Here is a 21,112-nt window from a genome sequence, read left to right as displayed (position 1 = left end):
CACCTCCCCGCTCCGGTGCGCCACGCCCGCGGGCCGCGACCGGGCTCGCGCTCGGACGGTGTTCAGGCCGCCGTGGTGCTCACCCGCGGTGTCGTCGGCACACTCGGTACCTCGCCGGCGGTGGCACCGGGCCCCTTCCCGTGGGCGTGGCGGCGGGGTCCGCCCCCCGGCGCGCCGGGGGGCGGCGGAACCAGTCCCCGGCTGCGCGGCCTGCCGCGGTGGCCGATGTCCGATTACTATCTGCGTTCATGCGTTCCCATGCGCCTTCTCTGGTCGGACGGGACTCCCAACTGGCCCTGCTAGAACGTGCTCTGGCAGACACGCGCCAGAGTCGCGGCGGTGTCGTGTTCCTCGTGGGAGAGGCCGGTGTCGGCAAGTCGCGGCTCGCCGCGGAGGCCGTCGGCGGAGCCCTGGGTGCCGGGATGCGGGTGCTGCGGGGCCGCAGCAGCACCACGGGACCGGCCGTACCGTTCCGACCGCTCACCGAAGCCCTGATGTCGCTCTTCCGCGGTGGCGAACCCATCGACGACCTGGCCCTCGGTCCCTACCGGCCGGTTCTCGGGCGGTTGATCCCGGACTGGGACACCGGCGAACGGGACAGCAGTTCCATGGTGATCCTGGGCGAGGCGGTGCTGCGCCTGCTCATCGCCGCCGGGCGCGGGCAGGGCCAGTTGCTGCTGCTGGAGGACCTGCACGACGCCGACCCGGAAACGCTCGGCGTCCTCGAGTACCTGGTGGACAACCTGGAGTACTCGCCCGTCCTGCTGCTCGCCACGGTCCGGACGGATTTCAGCGACGCCCTCGACCTCGCGCAGTCCGCCCGCCGGCGCGGCGCGGCCACGCTGGTGGAACTGCCGCCGCTGAGCCGGCCCCAGACGCACGAGATGATCGCGGCGCAACTCGGGGCCGACGCTGCGGAGCAGGTGCCCGCGGCGGTGCTGGAGCGGCTGTGGGAGGACAGTTCGGGCAGTCCGTACCTGGTCGAGGAACTGCTCCAGTCGATGATCGGAGCCGGCACCCTGGTGCGGGGGCCGGAGGGCTGGCGGGCGGTCGACAACCTCCGCAGCGACGTCTCCTCGTCGCTGGCGCGCGGCATCGTGCGGCGTATCGACCGGCTCGGCGCGCAGGGCCTGACCCTGCTGTCGGCCGCGGCCGTGCTCGGCCGGCGTTTCCCGCTGACGGTTCTGCAGCGCATGACCGGCGTCGACGACCGGGCCCTGCTCAGCCATCTGCACGCCGGGGTGGCCGCGCGGCTGGTGGTTCCCGACGAACCCGCGCCGGACTGGTACTCCTTCCGTCACTCGCTCACCGTGGAGGCCCTGTTCACGCAGATGACCCCGGGCCTGCGCGCGGAGTTGGCCCGGCGGGGCGCGGAGGCGGTCGAGGAACTGCATCCGGACCTGGCCGGTGACTGGTGCGCGCTCGCGGCCGGGCTGCGCGGCACGGCGGGCGACAAGGAGCAGGCCGGCCTGCTGTTCGCGGAGGCGGGCGAGCGGGCGCTGGCGGCCGGGGCGCTCGGCTCCGCCGTCACCCTGCTGAGCCGGTCCGAGGGCCTGCTGGCCGACGCGGGCGATCCGCAGTCGCGGGCCATGGTGCTGGAGAACCTGCTGCCGGCCCTCGCGGAGGCCGGCGACTTCGCCCGCGCCCTCGACCTCGCCGAGGACCTGCACGCGCTGGACGGTTCGGGGCTCAGCCCCGTCCGTCTGGCCACGCTGCACACCCGGCTGGCCAAGGTCGCCCACACGGCGGGCCGGTGGAGCGACGGCAACCGGCAGGTAGCCCGCGCCCGTGAGGTGCTGGCCGCGGCACCGGACGAGTCGGTCGCCGCGGCCGTCGACGTCACGGCCGCCTACCTGGCCCTGGACACACCGGGGCCCGACCGCACCCAGCACGCGGAGAAACTGGCCCGGTCCGCCGCCGACACCGCCGAACGGCACGGTCTGCCCGTCGTCGCCTGCCAGGCCCGGGAACTGCTCGCGACGGTGGCCCGCGAGCGGGACCCCGAGGAGTCGGCGGCGATGCTCGGACAGGCACTGGCCACGGCGGAGCGCCACCGTCTGCCGCTCCAGCGCATGTACGCGGCCACCCGGCTCGGTGGCAACGCCTGGCTGGCCGACGGCGACACCACGGGCCTGCTGGCGGTCCGCGAGGAGGCGCTGCGGCTCGGCTCCGTGAACATCGTGCACACCGTGGACGGCATCCTGGTGCTGGACGCCGTGCTGCGCGGCCAGTACGACACCGCCCGGTCGGCCGCCGCCGAGTGCCTGGCCGTCGTGCGCAGGCTGCGTCTCGCGCCCGTCGTGCGGTACGTCCTGATGGCCCAGGCCGTCCTGGCGGCCCACCACGCCGACCGGGGCGCGATGGAGCGGTCGCTGGCGGCCTTCGCCGAGTGGGACGGCGCCGGTTCGCAGGAGGAAGCGCTCGGCCGCGGTCTGGCCCGGGCGTTCTGCGCACTGCTGGAGGAGGACCGCGGCCTGGCCCGGGAGGAACTGCGGCAGGTGCTGGCGCTGGAGGCGGTCAACCCCTCGACCTACCATCTCGGCGGCACCCACGGCCTGGTCCTGCTGCTGGACGTGCTCGCCGGGGACGCGGACCGGGCGCGGCACGAGGAGATCACCGCCACCGCCGTCGCCCGGATGCGCTGGAACCGTCAGTTCGTGCTGCTGAGCGACGCCGTGCTGCTGGGGCGCGAGGGCGCGGGTGAGCGGGCGGCGGCCACGGTGGAGACCGCGCTGGCGGTGGCCGAGCCGTACCCACTGGCCCGGCACCTCGGGCTGCGGCTCATCGCGGACGCGGCGCACCAGGACGGCTGGGGCGATCCGGTGGGCTGGCTGCGGCGGGCGGAACACTACTTCCACGAGCGGGACGTCCAGGCCGTCGCGGGCGCCTGCCGGGCGGGGCTGCGCCGGCTCGGCGCCTCCGTGCACCAGCACCGCACCGGCACCAGCGGCATCCCCGACCGGCTGCGCGCCCAAGGCGTCACGGTGCGGGAGTTCGAGGTGTTCCGGCTCCTGGCGGAGCGGCTGAGCAACAAGGACATCGCCGACCGGCTGTTCATCTCACCGCGTACGGCGGAGAAGCACATCGCGAGCCTGGTCACGAAGACGGGGGCGGCGAACCGCGCGGAGCTGTGCGCGCAGTCGGCCGCCCTGCGGGACCTCTGAGGGCTGTCCGCCGGATTCCCGCGCCGGAAGGGGGCCCCGGACGGGCCCGCTGGACTCGGCGGCCGGCCCTGGCGATGGGGCCCGGCCGGCCGCGTCCGGCCTGCCCGGCGCGGTTCGGGAGGGGAAGCCGTGCGTGCCAGCCGTACGGCGTCCACGAGGCGCCGTGCCCGGTCGGCCGGAGCGGTCCGGCTTCCCCGTCTCGGTCCGGTCCCGCCGGTCCGGTGGTGTGCGCCAATCCGGCATCGGTGGGCACGAGGTGCGGCCGGCCCGGCCGCCGGCGCCCCGGCGCGGGGCGGGCGCTTCAGTGCGGGGCCGAGACCGAGGTGTCGATCGAGGTCAGGGTGATGACGAGACCGCTGGTGAGGACCATGCCGGCCAGGACGCGGGCTCGGGCGCAGGCGCGGTTGCGGCCCGACAGGGTGATGCCGCCGGCGGCGTCCGAGTCGTCGGCCGGACGGGCGGGAAGGTCGGCGGGCGCGGAGGAGGCATCGCGACGGAGCTCGGCCATGGGGAGAACCTCGTGTCTGTGAGGGCGGCTACGGGAAGGTGTGCGGACGGCGTGGGCGGATCCGCCGGGTGACGCTCAGCGTGCGGACGGCCGGCCGGTGGGGCGACATGCGGCGACCGCCGTGGCCGGGACGGGAGCGCCGGTGCGGAGCGGTTCGCGGCCGGTGCCGGGCTGGGCGATCGTGACGGCCCGTCGGGCGAGGGCCGGGTGGTGCGTGCTGCGGGGAGTCGCGGGTGCTGCTGATGGGCTCACGAGAACAAGGTCACAGATGCGGTGGGGGCCCGCATGGGGAACTGTCCCCCATATTTCCCGGCGGCCCCTGCCCGGTGCCGCCGGCCGATGGGGAGGCGGGGTGCCGCGGGGCACGCGGCGCCGGGCGACGACGGATCGGACCGTGCCGCCCGGCCCGGTGAGAAGCGCAGGCCGGCGGCGTGGAGGCGGCTGACGACGGGGCCAGCTGCCGGGTGGCCGAGGGGTGTACGGAGCGGGTGGCCGGCCGTGCGGGTATATGGGGGCGCGCACGACCCGGGGTGCACGCCCTTCGTGCGTACGGGGCGACGGGCCGACGGCCGGGGAAGCGGCCGGTGCGCGCGGTGGCGTCCGGTCCGCGCTCGGGGCGCGGTGGACGCGAGCGCCGGAGCGCCGGCGGCCGGGCGGGAGCGCGGCCCGTGGTGGTGCCCCCGCCCGACCCGGGCGTGGTGGTGCGCGAGGAACTTGGGGGTTCGGCCCGCATCCGCCGCCGCGGCGGCTCCCGCTGTACTGGTGTCCGGCCGGCGGCCCGCGGTCGTGTCCCGGGGGGCGCCGCCGGCCCGATCTCGACCCGTGTCCCACAGCCAACAGGTGCCGTACGACAAGACTTACAGGAGTGGACGACATGCGGACCTCTCTGGGTATCGACTCCGTTGCGCGGAGCGTGTACATCGCGATGGCCGACCGGCCCGGCGCGAAGGTGTCCGAGCTGGCCGAGCATCTGGGAGAGACCGAGGAAACGGTCCAGGAGGGGCTGGAGCGGCTGTCCGCCCTGCTGCTCGTCGTCCCGGGGGATTCCGCGAGCGGCTGGCGTCCGGTCGATCCGGAGGTCGGGCTGGCGGCGATGCTCGCCCGGCAGCAGGACGAACTCGCCCGCCACCGCCTCCAGGTGGAGGGCAGCCGGCTGGAGGTGACGCGACTGCTGTCGGAGCGCGGGCGGCGCGGCCGTGCGAGCGTTCCGGACGTCGAGTGGCTGGCCGGCGCGGACGCCGTGTGGCGGCACGTCACCTCTCTCGCCGAGGAGTGCGCGAACGAGTGGCTGACCGTCGGACCGGCCGAGCGGCTGGACACGGCGGCCCTGGAGGCCGGCCGGCCGGTGGACGAGATCCTGCGGCGGCGCCGCACTCCCGCACGGGCCATCGTGCTGGAGAGCGTGCGCAACGACCCCGGGGCGACGGAGCACCTGCGTCGCGCGGAGGAGTGCGGCGGCACCGTCCGCACCCTGCCGTCGCTGCCGGTGTGGATGATCCTCTCCGACCGCAGGCACGCCGTGGTGCCGGTCATCGGCGGCCACAGCGTGATCGGCGCGATGGCGTGCAGCGTCGAGTCGGTCACGGAAGCCTTCGCGACCCTGTTCGCCCGGCTGTGGAAGGAGGCCGTGCCGTTCACGGAGGCGCGCCCGCGTACCCGCGGCGACCTCTCCCTCCAGGAGCAGCATGTGCTCCGGCTGTGGGCGCAGGGGCTCACGGACGCGGCGGCGGCCCGCAGGATGGACGTCTCGCTGCGCACGGTGCGCCGGCTGTCGGAGAAGCTGACCGACCGGTTCGGCGCCCAGAGCCGGTTTCAGCTCGGCGCGCTGGCGCTGGCCAGCGGCGGCATCCGCGCCGAGGACGTGGCCTGAGGCGCCGCGCACCCGGCGTGACCGGCGCACGGTGAAGGGGCCGGACCTCCACGACGAGGTCCGGCCCCTTCACGGTGTGGCACCGGGCGCCGTCACCCGGCCGGTGCGAACTGCGCCGTGATGGCCGCCATCATCAGGTCGGCGATGCCCTGGGCGAGCCCCGCCGGGGTGGGCGAGTCGAACACGGCCCGCACCGGCACGTCGACCCGCAGCGCCTTCCGCAGCCGGGAGGCGACCTGTGTGGCGAGCAGCGAATGCCCGCCCAGCTGGAAGAAGTTGTCGTGCACGCCGACGCGTTCGATGCCCAGCAGTTCCTGCCACACGGCGGTGACGGTCCGCTCGACGGCGTTGCGCGGGGCGGTGTACTCCGTCCCCAGGTCCGGCCGCTGGTGGTCCGGCACCGGCAGGGCCGCCCGGTCCACCTTGCCGTTGGCGGTCAGCGGCAGCCGGTCCAGCGTGACGAACGCCGCCGGGATCATGTAGTCGGGCAGGAACCGGCCCAGGTGGGCGTGGAGGTCCGCGGTGCTCGGCGCGTCCGCGCCGGTGGCCACGAGGTACGCCACGAGCCGCTTGTCGCCGGGTGTGTCCTCGCGGACGACCACGCTGACCTCGCCGATGCCGGGGTGGGTCAGCACGGTGGCCTCGATCTCGCCGAGCTCGATGCGGTTGCCGCGGATCTTCACCTGGTTGTCGATCCGCCGCAGGAACTCCAGCTGGCCGTCGGCCCGCCACCGCACCAGGTCACCGGTGCGGTAGACCCTGGTGCTCAGCCCTTCGGCCTCGTACGCGGTGAACTTCTGCTCGGTCAGCTCCGGCCTGCCCCGGTAGCCGCGGGCCACCGGCACGCCCCCGACGAGGAGTTCGCCGGGCACCCCGACCGGCACCGGGCAACCGTGCTGGTCCACCACGAACGCCAGGACGTTGGGGATGGGCCGGCCGATCGGCGGGACCGCGTCGCCGGGTTCGACCACCGTCGAGGTGACGATGATGGTGGTCTCGGTGGGGCCGTAGTTGTTGATGACGCGGAACGGCAGCCGGGCCCGGGCCGGCATCCGCAGCCGGTCACCGCCGGTCAGCACGTACCGGAGTGTGCTGCGGGCCGGCCACTCGACCGCCATCAGCGCCTCCAGCATCGGCGTGGACAGGAACGTGGCGTGGACGCGCTGCTCGCACAGCCAGTCCCGCAGCAGGTGCGGGGTGAGCCTGACGGTCTCGGTGGTGACGCAGCAGGTCGCGCCCCGGGTCAGGCCGAGCCACAGTTCCCAGGCCGCCGCGTCGAAGCCGATCCCGGCCAGCAGCGCGATCCGCTGCCCGGGTTCCAGCCCGTACTCGCGCGCCGTCCAGTGCACCAGGTTGACCACGCTGCGGTGTTCCACCTGCACGCCCTTGGGGCGGCCGGTGGATCCGCTGGTGTAGATGAGGTAGGCCAGGTGGTGCGGTGCGGTGACCGGCCGGGGGTCGGTGTCCGGCTCACCGGCCAGCGTCGCGGTGTCCTCGTCGAGCAGCAGCAGGGGTACGTCCGAGGGCAGCCGGCCGGTGTGCGCGGCGCCGGTGAGGACGACCGGGGTCGCGGTGTCCCGGACCATGTACGCCAGGCGCTCGGCCGGGTAGTCCGGGTCCAGCGGCACGTACGGCGCCCCCGCCTTCAGGACGCCGAGTACGGCCGTCACCAGGTCCGGGCCGCGCTCCAGGCACACCGCGACCGGCATGTCCGGCCGCACCCCGTACCGGGTGCGCAGGTGGTGGGCGATCCGGTTGGCGCGGGCGTTCAGCTCGCCGTAGGTCAGCGTGCCGTGCGGCCCCTCGACGGCCACCGTGTCCGGCTGCCGTGCCGCCCGCTCCTCGAACAGGCCGTGCAGCGTGGCGGTGTCCGGGAAGGCGGTGGCGGTGTCGTTCCACTCGGCCACCGTGCGCCGCCGCTCCTCGGGGGTGAGCAGGCAGAGCCCGGACAGCCGGACAGCGGGCTCGCGGGCCACCGTCTCCAGTACGGTGCCCAGGTGGCCGGCGAGCCGGGCGACCGTGTCCCGTTCGAAGAGGTCGGTCCGGTACTCCAGGGCGCCGCGCAGACCGCCGTCCGCGTCCTCGGACATCATCAGGGTGAGGTCGAACTTGGCGTCCGGCAGCGTGACCGTGAACGGCTCGACGTCCAGCCCCGGGAGGCTCCAGCCGTGCTGGTCCGGCGTGTTCTGGAGCACGAACATCGTCTGGAACAGGGGGTTGCGGGACGGGTCGCGGTCGGGGGCGAGTTCCTCCACGAGGCGTTCGAAGGGCAGGTCCTGGTGGTCGTAGGCGCCGAGCGCGGTGTCCTTGACCCGGTCGAGGAGTTCGGCGAACGTCGGGTCGCCGGACAGGTCGGTGCGCAGGACGAGGGTGTTGACGAAGAAGCCGATCAGGTCCTCGGTCTCGGCGCGGTTGCGGCCCGCGACCGGGCTGCCGACGGTCACGTCGTCCTGGCGGCCGTACTTGGCCAGCAGCACCTGGAACGCCGCAAGCAGCACCATGTACAGGCTCGCCGAGCCGTTCCTGGCCGCTTTCCGCAGTCCTGCGGCCACCGTCGCGCCCACCTGGAACGTCACGGTGTCGCCGCCGCCGGGCGGTCCCGCCGGACGGCGGTGGTCGGTCGGCAGTTCCAGCGGTTCCACCCCGGCGAGCCGCTCCCGCCAGTACGCCAGCTGTCCGTCCAGCACCTCACCGGTGAGCCGGTGCCGCTGCCACACGGCGAAGTCCGCGTACTGCACCGGCAGTTCCGTTCCCTCGGGCGGGGTACCGGTGGTCGCCGCCCGGTAGCCCTCCCGCAGTTCGCGCGCCATGAGCGGCTCCGACCAGCCGTCGCAGGCGATGTGGTGCACCGTCAGCAGCAGGTGCGCCTCCTCGTCGGCCAGCCGCAGCAGGTGCGCGCGCAGCAGCGGTCCCGCCGCCAGGTCGAACGGGCGGGCGGCCTCCGCCCGGGCGAGGCGCCGTGCCGCCTCCTGCCGTTCCCCGGGATCGGCGAGGTGCCGCAGGTCGTGGACGGCCGTGCGCACCGGTGCCGGCGGGTCGACGACCTGTGCCGGCTCTCCGTCCTCGTCGGCGACGTACCGCGTCCGCAGGATCTCGTGCCGTGCCAGCATGCGGGTCAGCGCCGCGTCGAGGGCGGCGGTGTCCAGCGGGCCGTTGACGCGCAGCGCGAAGGGTACGGCGTACTCCGCGCGTCCGGGTTCCAGTTGGTCGAGGAACCACAGCCGCTGCTGGGCGAAGCTCAGCGGCAGCGGCCCGCCGGTCCGGTCGGCCGGCGCGATCCGCTCGGCGCCGGCCGTCGTGTCCGCCGCCTGCTCCGCGACGGCCGCGGCCAGCTCGGCGACAGTGGGTGCGGCGAACAGGGCCCGTACGGGCACCTCCACCCCGAGCGCGTCCCGCAGCCGTGACGTCACCTGGGTGGCGAGCAGCGAGTGGCCGCCGAGCTCGAAGAAGTTGTCGTCCACACGGGTGACCTCGGTGCCCAGCACCTGGGACCAGGCCGCCGCGATCGCGCGCTCGACCGGGGTACGGGGGGCGGGACCGCCGGCCGCGGAAGCGCGGGGCTCGGGCGCGGGCAGCGCCCGCCGGTCCACCTTGCCGTTCGGGGTGAGCGGCAGCCGCTCCAGCGCCACGAACGCGGACGGCACCATGAAGTCGGGCAGTTCCCGGCGCAGCCGCCCGCGCAGCGCCTCGCCCGTCACGCGACCGCCCGCCGCCGGGACGACGTAGGCGACCAGCCGCCGGTCGCCGGGGGTGTCCTCGCGGACGACGACGGTGGCCGCGGCGACGTCGGGGCCGGCCAGCAGCACCGCCTCGATCTCCCCGGGCTCGATGCGGTGCCCGCGCAGCTTGACCTGCTCGTCCAGTCGTCCCAGGAACTCCAGTTGCCCGTCGCCCAGCCAGCGCACCCGGTCCCCGGTGCGGTAGACCCGGCGCGGGGTGCCGTCGACGTGGACGGTCACGAAGCGTTGTGCCGTCTGGTCCGGCTGCCCCCGGTAGCCGCGGGCCAGCCCGGTCCCGCCGACGAGGAGTTCGCCCGGCACTCCGGGCGGCACCGGCCGGCCGTGCCGGTCCACGACGTACACGAACGTGCCGCGCACCGGCCGGCCGATCGGTGGCACGGCCGTGCCGGGGACGACCTCCGCCGAGGTCGTCACCACCGTCGACTCGGTCGGTCCATAGTTGTTGACGACGCGGAAGGGCAGGCGCAGCCCGGCCGGCAGGCGCAGTGCGTCCCCACCGGTCAGCACGTACGCGAGGGAGGTCGGCTCCGACCAGTCGAGGGCCGCCAGTGCCTCCAGCACAGGTGTCGAGACGAAGGTGCCCGTGACGCGCTGCTCGGTGAGCCAGCGCTGGAGCAGCGCCGGCGTCAGCCGCACCGTGTCGTCGGGTACGCACACGGTGGCACCGGTCGCCAGCGCGGGCCACAGTTCCCAGGCCGACGCGTCGAACCCGACGCCCGCGAGCAGCGCGACCCGCCGTCCCGGGGCCGCGCCGAAGGTGCCGGCCGTCCAGCGGACCAGGTTGACCAGGCTGCGGTGCTCGATCTCGACGCCCTTGGGCCGGCCGGTGGAGCCGCTGGTGTAGATCACGTACGCCAGGTCGCCGGGGGCCGCGGCGGGCTCCGGGTCGTGGGCCGGCAGGTCCGCGAGGGACGGCCAGTCCCGGTCGGTGAGGAACCGGCCGGGCCCCTCGGGCAGCCGTGCGGCCCCCGCGGCATCGGTGACGACGAGGCCGGCCCGCGCGTCCGCGACCATGTAGGCGAGCCGGTCGGACGGGTGCTCCGGGTCCAGCGGTACGTAGGCGGCGCCGGACTTGAGGACCGCGAGCAGTGCGGTGATCTGCTCGGGGCCGCGCTCCAGGCACACGGCGACCGCGGCACCGGGGCCGGCTCCGCGGGAGCGCAGGTGCCGGGCGAGCCGGTTGGCCCGCGCGTTCAGCTCGCGGTAGGTCAGGTCCCCGCCGGCCCAGCGCACCGCCGTGGCGTCCGGTCGCAGGGCGGCGCACTCCTCGACGAGCCGGTGCACCGTCGCCCCGGCTTCGGCTTCGGCTTCGGCTTCGGTGTGCGCGGCGGTCTCCGTCCCGCTCCAGTCGGCCAGCACCCGGCGCCGCTCGGCGCCGGCCAGCACCTCCAGCTCCGACAGCCGGCGCCGCGGGCCGGTGACGGCCGCGCGCAGCAGTGTGGTGAAGTGCTCGGCCAGCCGCTCGGCCGTGTCCGGTGCGAAGAGGTCGAGGGCGAACACCAGCCGGCCGTCGAGCGAACCGTCGGGCCGCTCGGTGAGGAACAGGGTCAGGTCGAACTTGGCCTCCTCCGCGCGGACCGCGAAGGGCTCCACCACCGTTCCGGGCAGCCGCCAGGCGTGACCGTCCGGGGTGTTCTGGAGCACGAACATCGTCTGGAACAGCGGATGGCGGGACAGGTCCCGGTCGGGGGCGAGTTCCTCCACGAGGCGTTCGAAGGGCAGGTCCTGGTGATCGTAGGCGCCGAGCGCGGTGTCCTTGACCCGGTCGAGGAGTTCGGTGAAGGCCGGGTCGCCGGACAGGTCGGTGCGCAGGACGAGGGTGTTGACGAAGAAGCCGATCAGGTCCTCGGTCTCGGCGCGGTTGCGGCCGGCGATCGGGGTGCCCACCGCGATGTCCTCCTGGCCGCTGTACTTCGCCATCAGCAGCTGGAACACCGCCAGCAGGGACATGAACAGGCTCGCCCCCTGCCCCGCCGCCAGCCGCCGGGCCGCGCCGGCCACGTCGGCGGGCACCGCGAAGGACACCGTGCCGCCCCGGCCCGACCGCTCGGCCGGCCGCCGGTGGTCGGCCGGCAGCTCCAGCGGCCGCACCGCGGCGAGCCGCTCCCGCCAGTACGCGGACTGCCCCTCCAGGACCGGGCCGTCCAGTGCCGCGCGCTGCCAGCTCGCGAAGTCCGCGTACTGCAGGCCGAGGGGGGCCAGGGTGTCGGGCCGGCCGGCCACCGCCGCGCCGTACAGTTCGCCCAGCTCCCGCGCCAGGATGCCCTCCGACCAGCCGTCGGAGACGATGTGGTGCACGGCGAGCAGCAGGAGCCACTCCGCGTCGGCCACCCGTACGGCCACCGCGCGCAGCAGCGGTCCCGCGGCCAGGTCGAACGGCCGTCCCGCCGCCTCGCGCAGGATCTCCCGCGCGGCGCCGTCGCCGAGGTGGCGGGCGTCGTGGACGTCCACCGGCACCTCCCGCACGGCGTCGACGACCTGGTACGGGCGTCCCGTGCCGTCCGCGAGGAACCGGGTCCGCAGGATCTCGTGCCGGGCGGTCAGCGCCGTCAGCGCGGTGCCGAACGCGTCCGGTGCGAAGTCCCCCGCCACGCGCAGCCCCACCGGGATCGCGTACTCGGCCCGGCCCGGCGCCAGCTGGTCCAGGAACCACAGGCGTTGCTGCGCGAAGGACAGCGGCAGGGGTCCCGCCGAGCGGTCCGCACGCGGGATCGCGGCGGAGGTGCCCGGCCCCAGCGCGTCCACGGCGGCCGCCAGCAGCTTCGGTGTCGGTGCGTCGAACAGCGTCCGGTGCGGCACGTCCGCGCCGAGGTCCCGGCGCAGCCGGGAGGCGACCCGGGCGGCCAGCAGGGAGTGGCCGCCCAGTTCGAAGAAGTCGTCGTCCACGCCGACCGCGTCGACGCCCAGCAGTTCGGCCCAGATGCCGGCGACCGTCCGCTCCGTGGGCGTACGCGGCTCGGCGAACGCGGCGGAGACGGCCGGGCGGTGGCCCTCGGGCGCGGGCAGGGCCCGCCGGTCGACCTTGCCGTTCGGGGTGAGCGGCAGCCGCTCCAGTACGACGTACCGGGCGGGGACCATGTGCGCGGGCAGCTCGCGCGCCAGCGCCGCGCGCAGCCCTGCCGCGGCCGGGGCCGCGCCGCCGGCCGGCACCAGGTACGCCACCAGCCGCTTGTCACCGGGGATGTCCTCGCGGACCACGACGGTGGCCGCCGCGACGTCCGGCCGGGACAGCAGGGCGTTCTCGATCTCTCCGAGTTCCACCCGGTGCCCGCGCAGCTTGACCTGGTCGTCCATCCGGCCCAGGTAGACCAGGCGCCCGTCCGGCAGCCACTTCACCAGGTCGCCGGTGCGGTACACGCGGGCCTCGGGATCGGCCGAGAAGGGGTGCGGCACGAACCGCCGCGCCGTCAGCTCGGGCCGCCCCAGGTAGCCGAGGGCCACGTTGACGCCGCCGATCAGCAGCTCGCCGGGGACGCCGACCGGCTGGACCTCGCCGTGCGCCCCGACCACGTAGACCTCGGTGTTGTCGATGGCCCGGCCCATCGGCACGTGGTCCGCCGCCGGGTCCACCGACACCGTCCGGCTGACCACGTTGCCGACGGTCGCCTCGGTCGGCCCGTACTCGTTGACGATGGCCGTGTCCCCGGTGCCCAGCTCCAGCACCCGGTGCGCCAGCGCCGGCGTCAGGTCCTCGCCGCCGGCGACCACCGTGGCGATGCGGTGCCGGACGCCGTCCTGCTCCAGCCGGGCGGTCAGCAGCTCCAGGTGCGAGGGCGTCGCCTTCAGGAAGCTGATGGGGACGCCGGACGCGACGATGTCCACGGCCGCGTCGAACACCGTGCGGCCCGGTTCCGGCCGCGGCACCACCAGGCACAGCCCCTGCACCAGCGGCAGGAACAGCGCGGTCACCGTCAGGTCGAACGCCGCCGACGAGCACAGCAGCGAACCCGTCCGCGCGCCGGGTGCCGGGGGATAGTTCCGGTCGCACCAGTGCAGGTAGTTGACGACGCCGCGGTGCCCGACCCGCACGCCTTTGGGGCGGCCCGTGGAGCCCGAGGTGTAGATGACGTACGCCACGTCGTCCGGGCCCGCGGCGGCGGGGGCGGTGCCGGTGCCGGCCGGCCACTCCCGGTCGGCCAGCAGCAGCGCGGTGCCCGGCGCGAACAGGCCGGCGTGCGCGGACTGCGTCACCACCACCGGGGCGGCGCTGTCCTCGACCATGTACCGCAGCCGCTCGGCCGGGTAGGCCGGGTCCAGCGGCACGTAGGCGGCCCCCGACTTGAGCACGCCGAGCAGCGCGCACACCAGGTCCGGGCCGTGGTCCAGGCACACCGCGACCAGCGTGCCGGGGCCGACGCCCCGCTGTGCCAGGTACCGCGCCAGCCCCTCGGCCCGTTCGTCCAGCTCCCGGTAGGTCATCCGCCGTCCGCCGTGCTCCAGGGCCACCGCGTCGGGTTGGAGGGCGGTCCGCTCCTCCACCAGCCGGTGCACGGTCGTGTCCGGGAACGCGGACCGCGGCCCGTTCCACCGGTGGAGGATCCGGTGCCGCTCGGGCCGCGTCAGCATCTCCAGCGCGCTGAGCGGCCGGCCGGGGGTGTCGCCGGCGGAGCACGCGAGTGTCGCGAAGTGCCCCGCCAGCCGCTCCGCCGTGGCCCGCTCGAACAGATCGGTGCGGTAGCCGAGGACGCCGCTCAGTCCGCCGCCGTCCGCGACGACCTCCAGGGTGACGGGCGCGTCCGGCGGGAACACGGCCGCCTCCCGGACGGCCGTGCGCGACGCGAACCACGCCACCGCGCCCGCCGGCACCGCGCCGGGCGCCGTCGCCCGGCCGGTGGCGTCCGCCATGTCCCGCGCGACCCGCGCCACGGCCTCGGTGAACACCGGGTCGCCCTCCGCGCCCGGTACGACGATCGCCGTGCCCGGGACGTCCGCCGGTACTGCCACCGGGACGTCGCCCCGGCCGGCGTACCGGCCCAGCAGCGTGTGGAACACCGTCAGCAGGACCGCGGGGAGTTCCACGCCGGTATCGCGGGCCAGCGTGGCCAGCGCGTCGGCGGTCCGGGCGGGCACGTCGAACGGAACCCGGTCCGCGGGGCCCGGACCGTCCTCCGACGGCCGTCGGTCCCAGGGCAGTTCCAGCGGTTCCAGGGCCGCCGACTCGTGCCTCCACTCCCCCAGCTGGTGATCAGCCACCGTTCACTCCCCATCGTCAGGACATCGTCAGCGGTACAAGCGGTTCACGGGCGGCACGTCGTACGACGGGCGGTGAGGGGTGGGGCGGGGCGCCCCGGGCGGGCCGGGGGCCGCGCCGCCGGCACGACCACGGCCCCGGCGGAACGTCCGCGACAAGCACGCTAGGGCGCGCGGGCGGCGGGCTCCCAGTGGGCACAAGTGACGCCCCGCGGGGTGGTCACAACTGCCCAGTGCCGCCCGCGATCACCCCTGGCCACCATGGACGGCGTCACGAGTGGACAGCCCGTACGCCGCGATCGAGGGCGCATGCACGGGCACCCGGCCCGATCGCAGCGGTCGCGGCCCCATCACGGTGTCGAGAGGAAAAGCCGGTCGTGTACCCGCATCACCAGCTCCCGGACGGCCCGCGCCACGCGGTCCTGACCACCATCGCCTCGGACTCACACACCTGGAACCTGCTCTTCCTGCAACTGCTGCTCGAGGAACAGGGCTGGGAGGTCACCAATCTCGGCGCGTGCGTCCCGGTCGCCGCCCTGGTCGAGGAGGCCGCGGCCCGCACGCCCGACCTCATCGTCGTCAGCACGGTCAACGGTCACGGCGCCGAAGAGGCCCCCGGCCTGGCCCGGGCGGTGCGCGCCGTGCCCGCGCTGGCCGAGGTGCCGCTCGTCGTCGGAGGCAAGCTGGACACCTCGGGCCGTACCGGCCCGGACGTCCACGCCGCGCTCACCGACGCCGGCTTCGACGCCGTCCTGACCGGCGCGAACGCCGTCCCCGGGCTGCTCGCCCTGCTCGACGGCCTGCCCGGGCACCGGCACGGAAGGTCCCACGCCGATGCCGTCCGCTGAGCCCGCCCCCGCCGCGGGCGCCTTCCACCGCTTCATGGCGGACGCCGCCCGCGCCGGCACCCTCGTCGTGCAGCCCCGCATGGGCTTCGCCGACCCCGCCCGGATGCGTGCGGGCCTGATCGCCACGCGGGCCGCCGACGCCACCACCGTCGGCACGCTCACCCTGGACAGCTTCACCCGCGTCGGCGACTACGCCGCCGCCGCCCGCGCCGTGGCCCAGGGCCATCACCTCAACGGCTATCCGCTGGTCAGCATGGACCGTGCGACCACCACCGGTCTGCTCGACGGCGTCCACGGGCCCGGCTTCCCGGTACAGGTGCGGCACGGGTCCGCGCGGCCCGGCCGGATCGTCGAGGCCCTCATCGCCGCCGGACTCGACGCCACCGAGGGCGGCCCCGTCTCCTACTGCCTGCCCTACGGCCGCACCCCGCTGGCCACGTCGGTCCGCGCCTGGGCCGAGGCGTGCCGCAGCCTCGCCGCCCTGCGCGAGACCGGCGCCGAACCGCACCTGGAGACCTTCGGCGGCTGCATGCTGGGCCAGCTCTGCCCGCCCTCCCTGCTCGTGGCCCTCTCGGTCCTGGAAGCGAAGTTCTTCCGCCGGCACGGCCTGCGCAGCGTCTCCCTCAGCTACGCCCAGCAGATCAGTGCGGAACAGGACGAGGAGGCCGTGCACGCGCTGCGCGCCCTGGCCGCCGACCACCTTCCGGACACCTCCTGGCACGTGGTCGTCTACGCGTACATGGGGGTCTACCCGGAGACCCGGGTGGGTGCGCTGCGGCTGGTCGCGGACGCCGCCCGGCTCGCCGTACGCACCGGGGCCGCCCGTCTCATCGTCAAGACACCGGCGGAGTCGGCCCGCATCCCCTCCGTCGAGGAGAACGTCACCGCGCTGGAGACCGCCGCCGCCGCGGCCCGCACCGCGCGGCCGGCCGCCCCGCCGCCGTCCACCGGCATCGAGGCGGAGGCCCGCTCCCTCGTCGAGGCCGTCCTGCACCTGCACGACGACCTCGGCCAGGCGCTGGTCCGCGCCTTCGCGCACGGCTACCTGGACGTGCCCTTCTGCCTGCACCCCGACAACGCGGGCCGCACCCGCAGCTTCATCTCCGACCGCGGCCGCCTGGAGTGGTCCCGCACCGGATCGCTGCCGCTCGGCCGGTCCACCGCGGCGGCGCCGTCGAGGCGGCTGACCTCGTCCGGACTGCTGCACGCGCTCAACCACGTCAAGAACCGCTACGACGACCCCGCCGCCCTCCCGGGCAGGGCGGGCTGACCCCCCGCTTACGGATCCCCTCCGCCACCGGTGGCCGGTCACCCCGCCCCGGTAACGACAGGACAGGACGAACATGACACTCCAGATGGATCTCCCGCCGGCCCCCGAGGCCCCCGTGCTGCCCTCGCCGCTGGAGCACCTGCGCGACCCGCGCACCCGTGCGGCCCTGCGCGTCCAGCAGGCACTGGTGGCCGGTGCCCGTGCCTTCCTGCGCTCCGACGGCGCGGTGGAGATGGCCCACCCGGTCATCGGCCCCGTCACCGACCCGGGTTCGCGCGGCGCCAAGCAGGTCGACGTCGACTACTACGGCCACCGCTACAAGCTGATGACCAGCGCCATCCTCTACAAGCAGGCCTCGCTGCTGGCCTTCGACCGCATCTTCCTCATCGCGCCCAACGTCCGTCTCGAACCCGTCGAGACCAGCAGCACCCACCGCCACCTCGCCGAGTTCCGGCAGATCGACGTCGAGTACGCGGGCGCCACCCGTGACATCGCCATGGAGGTCGCCGAGGAGCTGGTCCGCCGCGCCGTGACCACCGCCGTCGACGAGTGCGGCGACGACCTCGCCGTCCTCGGCCGCGACCCCGACACCCTGCGCCGCCACGTGGCCCGGCCCTTCGCCCGCGTCCCGCACGGCGAGGTCGTCGACGGCCTGCGCCGCGACGGCTACCCGCAGGCCGCCGGGACCGAGATCGAATGGGAGGCCGAGGAGCGCATCTCCCGCCAGGCCGACGCCCCGTTCTTCATCGTCGGCTACCCCAAGGGCTCCCGCGGCTTCTACGACAAGGAGAACCCGGCCGCGCCCGGTACCCTGCTCAACTTCGACCTCATCGCCCCCGAGGGCTGCGGCGAACTGTGCAGCGGCAGCGAACGCGAGTACGACTACGCGGCCCTGGTCACCCGGATGCGGGAAACCGGGGAGAACCCCTCCAAGTACGCCTGGTACCTCGACGTCGCCCGGCACGGCATCCCCAGCAGCGCCGGCTTCGGCATCGGCCTGGAGCGGCTGACCCGCTGGGTCACCGGCCTGGACTCCGCCTGGCGGACCACCGCCTTCCCGAAGGTCGCGGGGGTGGTGTCGCCGTGACCGCGCTGACCGCACCGGGCCTGCCCGAGGACGCCGTCCGCGCCCGGGCCCGCGACGGCGCCGCCGCCGTCTTCCCGCCCCTGGACACGTACGGCACCACCGTCTTCGGCGCCTCCCCCACGCCCGCCGGCGACGAGATCGACGCGCTGCGCCTGGTCCCGCCCGTGTTCATGCCGGGCCGCCTCGCCACACTCATCGACCTCGGCCGCGAACCCCTCTACTCGGACGTCCGGCTCGACACCGACCTCGGCGGCTTCACCGCCCCGCTGCCGGTGTACCTGTCGGCGCTCGGCTCCACCCGCGTCGCCGGCACCAGCCTCGCGCTCAGCCGCCAGGCCGGACGGCTCGGCATCCCCATGGTCATCGGCGAGAACGTCGCCCCCATGAACGGCTTCCGGGCCGGCGGCGACGACCACCGCAAGGGCCTGCTGGAACGCATCCAGGCGTACTGCGAGGAACTCCCCGACGGGGTCGGCGGCGTCTGCGTCCAGCAGAGCACCGAGGACGCCGACTCCGAGGTCTGGAACCACGTCTACAGCGATCCGGCCGTCACCGCTCTCCTCACCTCCGGCCGCCTCGGCTTCGAACTCAAGGTCGGCCAGGGCGCCAAGCCCGGCCTCGGCGGCCTCACCATGATCAGCGAGGCGGTCGCGTCCGACCTCGCCGGGCAGTACGCGGTGGAACGGCTCGGCCCCGGCTCCTCGTCGCTCCTGCGCTGCGCGAGCCCCGGCACCTTCACCGACGAGATCTTCCGCCGGCAGATCCAGCTCATGCGCAACAACTACCCGCGCGCCCGCTGCTGGGTGAAGCTGTTCCCCGGCCGCGACGTCGGTCACGCCGCCGCCGTCGCCTGGGAGGCCGGCGCCCACGCCGTCGCCGTCGACGGCGCCGAGGGCGGCACCGGCTGGGCCCCCACCGGCTTCCTCGGCCACGTCGGGCTGCCCCTCGCCGAAGCCCTGCGCCGCGTCGACCCCGCCGGCGGCACCCTCCTCGCCAGCGGACGCGTCTGGGACGGCATGCGCGCGGTGAAGCTGCTCGCCCTCGGCGCCCGCGCCGTCGGCCTCGGCCGCGCCGCCCTGATCGCCGCCGACGAGGACCCCGAGCACGGACTGGAGCGCCTTCTGGACGCCATGGCTCTGGAACTGCGCATGGCCGTCAGCGCGCTGGGCCACTACACGGCGCGGGAGACCGGCCCCGAAGACCTGTGGGAGCCCCGGTCATGATCCACGAGCACGCCTACGAACTCGTCACCGACGACCTCTTCGTCCTGCTGCCCCGGATGGTGCCCGGCTCCGACGTCTTCTTGAAGATCGAGGGCCTCAACCCGGCCGGCTCGGTCAAGCTGAAGACCGCGCTGAGCCTCATCGAGGACGCCGAGCACCGCGGCGTCCTCACGCCGGGCGCCCGCGTGATCGAGTCCTCCTCCGGCAACCTCGGCATCGCCCTCAGCTCCATCTGCGCCGCGAAGGGGTACCGCTTCACCTGCGTCGTCGACCCGAACACCAACGCCACCAGCATCGACCACATGCGCGCCCTGGGCGCCGAGGTGGTCGTCGTCGACACCGTCGACGCCAACGGCGGCTTCCTCCAGTCACGCATCGCCCACATCCGGCGCCACATCGAAGCGGACCCGACCGTGGTCTGGCTCAACCAGTATGCCAACCCGGCCAACCCGCGCGCCCATTACGAGCAGACCGCGCGCACCCTGCTGAAGGAGGTCCAGCACCTCGACTACCTGTTCATCGGCGTCGGCTCCACGGGCACCTTCGTCGGCTGCGCGCGGTACCTGCGCGAGTTCTCGCCCCACACCCGGATCGTCGCCGTGGACGCCCTCGGCTCCGTCATCCTCGGCGCCGCACCCGGCCCGCGCCGCATCCCCGGACTGGGCGCCAGCCGCGTCCCCGAACTGTTCGAGCCCGGCCTCGCCGACGACGTCGTCCTGGTCGCCGAGGAGGAGGCCGTGCGCGAGTGCCGGCTGCTCGCCCGCTCCCACGGCCTCCTCACCGGCGGCTCCACCGGCTCGGTGCTGGCCGCCGTCCGCCGCCGGGCCGACACCCTGCCGGCCGGCTCCCGCATCGCCGCCGTCTCCCCCGACCTGGGCGAGCGGTACCTCGGCACCATCTACAACGACGACTGGGTCGAGCGGAACCTCGGCGTCCTGACCTGATCCCGCCCGCGCCACCTGCCCCCGAAAGGCAACCACCGATGTCGACCTTCCACGTGATCGACGGCTCCGTCGCCCAGGATGTCATCGGCTCCGCGCCGTCGGACGTCCTGGACCTCGTGCGGGAGACCTACCTCCAGCACAGCCGCGGGGCCACCGTGAACCCCAACAGCCACTTCCTGCGCTTCCCGGACGATCCCGGCGCCCGGATCATCGCCCTGCCCGCCCACATCGGCGGCGACACACCGGTCTCCGGCCTCAAGTGGATCGCCAGCTACCCGCAGAACGTACGCCAGAACCTGCCGCGCGCCTCCGCCGTCCTCGTGCTGAACGACGCGGAGACCGGCTACCCGTTCGCCTGCCTGGAGGCGTCCGGCATCAGCGCCGCCCGCACGGCGGCGTCCGCCGCGCTCGCCGTGGAGACCCTCGCCGACGCCGACACCCCGAAGACGGTCCTCTTCGTCGGGGCCGGCGTCATCGGCCGGACCGTCTCCGACTTCCTCGCGGCCCGCGGCACCGACGTCCGCGAGTGCCTGGTCCACGACCACGTCGACGCGTACGCCGAGACCTTCGCCGCCTACGCCGCCGGCACCCACGGCTGGCGGACCCGCACCGTGTCACAGATCGACGCGGCCCTGGCCACCGCCGACCTGGTCGTCCTCGCCACCACCGCGCCGGCGCCCTGGCTGACGGACGGGCAGACCCTCCTGCCGGGCCAGCTCATCCTGAACCTGTCCCTGCGCGACATCCACCCCACCGTCATGATCAAGTGCCACAACGTCCTGGACGACATCGACCACTGCCTCACCGCGCGGACCTCGCCCCACCTCACGGAAACGGAGTACGGCACACGCGACTTCATCGACGGCACGCTGGCCGACGTGCTGCGCGGTGACGTGACCCTCGGCCACGACCGCCCCACCGTGTTCTCCCCCTTCGGCCTCGGCGTCCTCGACCTGGCCGTCGGCTACCACATCTACCGGACGGCCGTGCGCACCGGCCGGGCCACCGAGATACCGGGCTTCTTCCCCGAGTTGAAGCGCTGGTGAGCCGGGCGGCGCCGGCCGCCGCCCCCGACGCCCCGGTCTCGTGCTCCCACCCCGCACCAGGTGGGAGCACGAGACCGGGGCGTCGCCGCGTGCACCGCAAGGACAGGAGAGAGGGAAAGGCAGAGAGGGAGAGGGGGGACGGTGAGCCGGGGGGCGGGGAGGGAGAGGAAGGGCCGGGGGCCCTGCAGCACGGACCTGGCCCCCTCGGTGGTCTTCCGGCTC

At 74.8% G+C, this 21,112-nt stretch carries 10 protein-coding genes; 8 read left to right on the top strand and 2 right to left on the bottom strand.

Annotated elements, in window-relative coordinates:
- Positions 1–248: 248 nt before the first annotated feature.
- On the top strand, positions 249–3,164 hold the full coding sequence (locus tag ACZ5DC_RS21160) for a helix-turn-helix transcriptional regulator (protein ID WP_468654802.1): 2,916 nt from the start codon (positions 249–251) through the stop codon (positions 3,162–3,164).
- A gap of 301 nt (positions 3,165–3,465) precedes the next feature.
- Here the strand turns inward: ACZ5DC_RS21160 and ACZ5DC_RS21155 are convergent, their stop codons facing one another.
- Positions 3,466–3,672 (bottom strand): hypothetical protein, encoded by a 207-nt coding sequence (locus ACZ5DC_RS21155; RefSeq protein ID WP_366755021.1) that lies wholly within the window; start codon positions 3,670–3,672, stop codon positions 3,466–3,468.
- Positions 3,673–4,546: 874 nt separating this feature from the next.
- Here ACZ5DC_RS21155 and ACZ5DC_RS21150 point away from each other — a divergent pair.
- A complete protein-coding gene (locus ACZ5DC_RS21150) occupies positions 4,547–5,542 on the top strand; it encodes a helix-turn-helix domain-containing protein (protein ID WP_468654800.1) in 996 nt (331 codons plus the stop codon).
- 92 nt (positions 5,543–5,634) lie between these two features.
- Here ACZ5DC_RS21150 and ACZ5DC_RS21145 read toward each other — a convergent pair whose 3' ends face one another.
- On the bottom strand, positions 5,635–14,475 hold the full coding sequence (locus ACZ5DC_RS21145; RefSeq protein ID WP_468654798.1) for a non-ribosomal peptide synthetase: 8,841 nt from the start codon (positions 14,473–14,475) through the stop codon (positions 5,635–5,637).
- A gap of 374 nt (positions 14,476–14,849) precedes the next feature.
- Here ACZ5DC_RS21145 and ACZ5DC_RS21140 point away from each other — a divergent pair, with 374 nt between their 5' ends.
- The 6 genes from ACZ5DC_RS21140 (at position 14,850) to sbnB (ending at position 20,890) form a co-directional block, all read left to right on the top strand.
- On the top strand, positions 14,850–15,320 hold the full coding sequence (locus ACZ5DC_RS21140; RefSeq protein ID WP_468654796.1) for a cobalamin-dependent protein: 471 nt from the start codon (positions 14,850–14,852) through the stop codon (positions 15,318–15,320).
- Positions 15,307–16,590 carry a methylaspartate mutase gene (locus tag ACZ5DC_RS21135; protein WP_468654794.1) on the top strand — a complete coding sequence of 428 codons (1,284 nt, stop codon included), beginning with the start codon at positions 15,307–15,309 and terminating at the stop codon, positions 16,588–16,590. The genes ACZ5DC_RS21140 and ACZ5DC_RS21135 overlap by 14 nt, the downstream gene beginning before the upstream one ends.
- A gap of 73 nt (positions 16,591–16,663) precedes the next feature.
- Complete coding sequence (locus ACZ5DC_RS21130; RefSeq protein ID WP_468654792.1) at positions 16,664–17,677, top strand: asparagine synthetase A; 1,014 nt, start codon at positions 16,664–16,666, stop codon at positions 17,675–17,677.
- Positions 17,674–18,900: a glutamate synthase-related protein gene (locus tag ACZ5DC_RS21125; RefSeq protein ID WP_468654790.1), complete on the top strand. Its 1,227-nt coding sequence runs from the start codon at positions 17,674–17,676 to the stop codon at positions 18,898–18,900. Before ACZ5DC_RS21130 ends, ACZ5DC_RS21125 begins: the two co-directional genes overlap by 4 nt.
- Positions 18,897–19,844 (top strand): 2,3-diaminopropionate biosynthesis protein SbnA, encoded by a 948-nt coding sequence (sbnA, locus tag ACZ5DC_RS21120; protein WP_468654788.1) that lies wholly within the window; start codon positions 18,897–18,899, stop codon positions 19,842–19,844. The genes ACZ5DC_RS21125 and sbnA overlap by 4 nt, the downstream gene beginning before the upstream one ends.
- A gap of 38 nt (positions 19,845–19,882) precedes the next feature.
- On the top strand, positions 19,883–20,890 hold the full coding sequence (sbnB, locus tag ACZ5DC_RS21115; RefSeq protein WP_468654786.1) for a 2,3-diaminopropionate biosynthesis protein SbnB: 1,008 nt from the start codon (positions 19,883–19,885) through the stop codon (positions 20,888–20,890).
- Positions 20,891–21,112: the final 222 nt, after the last annotated feature.

It is taken from the genome of Streptomyces sp. NPDC031445 (genome assembly GCF_055581365.1).
This window is presented reverse-complemented; position numbering and strand designations above follow the sequence as displayed.

Bases quoted from the DNA above. Each gene is read 5' to 3' on its own strand.
- ACZ5DC_RS21135 (WP_468654794.1), top strand. From the start codon at position 15,307: ATGCCGTCCGCTGAGCCCGCCCCCGCCGCGGGCGCCTTCCACCGCTTC.
- sbnA (WP_468654788.1), top strand. From the start codon at position 18,897: ATGATCCACGAGCACGCCTACGAACTCGTCACCGACGACCTCTTCGTC.
- ACZ5DC_RS21130 (WP_468654792.1), top strand. From the start codon at position 16,664: ATGACACTCCAGATGGATCTCCCGCCGGCCCCCGAGGCCCCCGTGCTG.
- ACZ5DC_RS21155 (WP_366755021.1), bottom strand. From the start codon at position 3,672: ATGGCCGAGCTCCGTCGCGATGCCTCCTCCGCGCCCGCCGACCTTCCC.
- sbnB (WP_468654786.1), top strand. From the start codon at position 19,883: ATGTCGACCTTCCACGTGATCGACGGCTCCGTCGCCCAGGATGTCATC.
- ACZ5DC_RS21160 (WP_468654802.1), top strand. From the start codon at position 249: ATGCGTTCCCATGCGCCTTCTCTGGTCGGACGGGACTCCCAACTGGCC.
- ACZ5DC_RS21150 (WP_468654800.1), top strand. From the start codon at position 4,547: ATGCGGACCTCTCTGGGTATCGACTCCGTTGCGCGGAGCGTGTACATC.